This window comes from Vibrio makurazakiensis (assembly GCF_050337375.1).
Lineage (GTDB): Bacteria > Pseudomonadota > Gammaproteobacteria > Enterobacterales > Vibrionaceae > Vibrio > Vibrio makurazakiensis.
Map to the genome: position 1 here is coordinate 1 of NZ_JAKJSW010000409.1, position 1,829 is coordinate 1,829.

General features: G+C 44.7%; 2 protein-coding genes. Both read right to left on the reverse strand.

Features of this window, described 5'->3' with window-relative positions; genetic code table 11:
- Window positions 1-1,251 (reverse strand): GspE/PulE family protein (locus L4C33_RS21990; protein ID WP_428814511.1); only part of this gene is annotated, 1,251 nt, incomplete at its 3' end.
- A 15-nt stretch (window positions 1,252-1,266) separates the two neighbouring features.
- A partial coding sequence (locus L4C33_RS21995; protein WP_428814512.1) for a hypothetical protein occupies window positions 1,267-1,829 on the reverse strand: 563 nt, incomplete at its 5' end.

A 1,829-nucleotide genomic window follows, 5' to 3' on the forward strand; every position in this document is an offset into this window, starting at 1 on the left:
GTGCAAAGGTACGCTGCATTCGGGGCACATAACTTTCACCAATTTTTGGCAAATGATCCCCGACCAAAAGTCTACCGCGGCTTGCTTTTTCAAGCTCACACCCAAACTGGATAGACGTTGCACCGCACCAACGACTGAAGAGGCATGGAGCGTTGACACCGCTATATGTCCACCCTCAACAATATCGACTAGAGCATTCGCGGTATGTGGGTCTCGGGTCTCACCAATAAGTAGTACATCAGGGTCACGGCGCATTGCAGAGTAGATAGCTGGCATAAAAGCATTTTTATCAGCATTAAGCGTTCGAACAACCGACGTTTGAATTGCACCACCGATATCGTACTCAACGGGGTCTTCTACCGTTAACATTGATATTTTACTGCTATGGAACTCGTAATAGAGCCACTCCAACATCGCTTTGATTGTTGTAGATTTACCGGACCCCGTCGTTCCACAGACCACAATCAAACCATTAGGCCGACTGAACATTTTTTTCAATGCTGACATTTGGCTCTCATCAAACCCTAGAGATGCGATCGAAGCAGAGTAGTCTTTACCATGTTTGTCAAGATCCACCTGCTTTTTCTTGCCACCTAAAACTCGAAGAACTACATGATATGAGTCACCGTCTAGAGAATGGATTGGCATGTGTGCATATCGGAAGGTGTAGTTAACACCAGAAATTTCCATTGCGATAACCGCGTCTTGAGGCTCGCGACGGTTCCAGGCAACCCCTTTACCAGAAGCGTTAACGTTGTAAAGTACACTCATCATCATGTCACAATCGTTCGGATGGATCTGACTATAAGGCAAGACACTACCAAGCTTTCTCATACTCACGGTTGCCAAGTTCTTATCTCGTTTTATGTGCACATCAGACGCACCTTCATACACAGCATTTGACAGCAAATCACGAATTCGTAGTTCTGCTTGGCTCATTAAAAGCACATTGTCAGAGCTGTCAAAACCGTTTCTTATATATCGTTCAATACTTTGTTCTACCAGTGGGTAGAAATCATTGGCGCACTCGTAGACCGTTTTTACGATAGAGAAAGACGCGGCGCCCAAGCGATCATTAATGACTGTCAATTCTCGATAATTAAACTTTTCGACATTAACAAAGAGATCAACATTTTCTTCTGAGTCGACAACTAAGATAACGTGTTTAAATTCACCAAAAACTTCTTGATTAATCTCTCGCTCGTAAAAGTCGAGTTCTTCTAGTGACTTAAGTTGTTTCTTTTCAGCCATACTATTACCTACACCTTATTCTTCACACCAAGTAGAAATGTTAAATCTTGATCCTGACGCTTGGTTTCCTCCGTTTAAACGCCTAGACATCACATTGGAAGTGATATTCCAACCGCCAGCCACCTGATCCCAACCGACGCCAACTGCACCTATTTCACTTGATTCTCCAAGATCAGGTGCCGAATTTCGGTTATCGCCCCAGTTATTAGCAGGAAGAACCGCTGCATCAACATCAGTGACAGTAGAGAGGCTAGCTGCAATACGAATATTGAACCCTGCAGGGCAAGTTGGTTCAGGCACAAAGTCGCCCGTTGAAACAGACCGCACTTCCATTGCAGTAATRCGAGGGACTCCAACTTCATTTTGATGAATGAAGCCGCCTATATTTTCTATCTCGACATTTACTCTTCTATTATTCTGCACACGGGTCGCGTCTGCTGCAGTTACCGCCAACGTCACCTCCCCTGCTGCATTTAGAGCCATTCCCAAACAAGCCGTTTCAAAGGTACCTGCGTCATTCACTTCCCAGCAAAGCTGTGCACCTTCTTGTAAATTCACTCCACCATCAGCACGCAAAA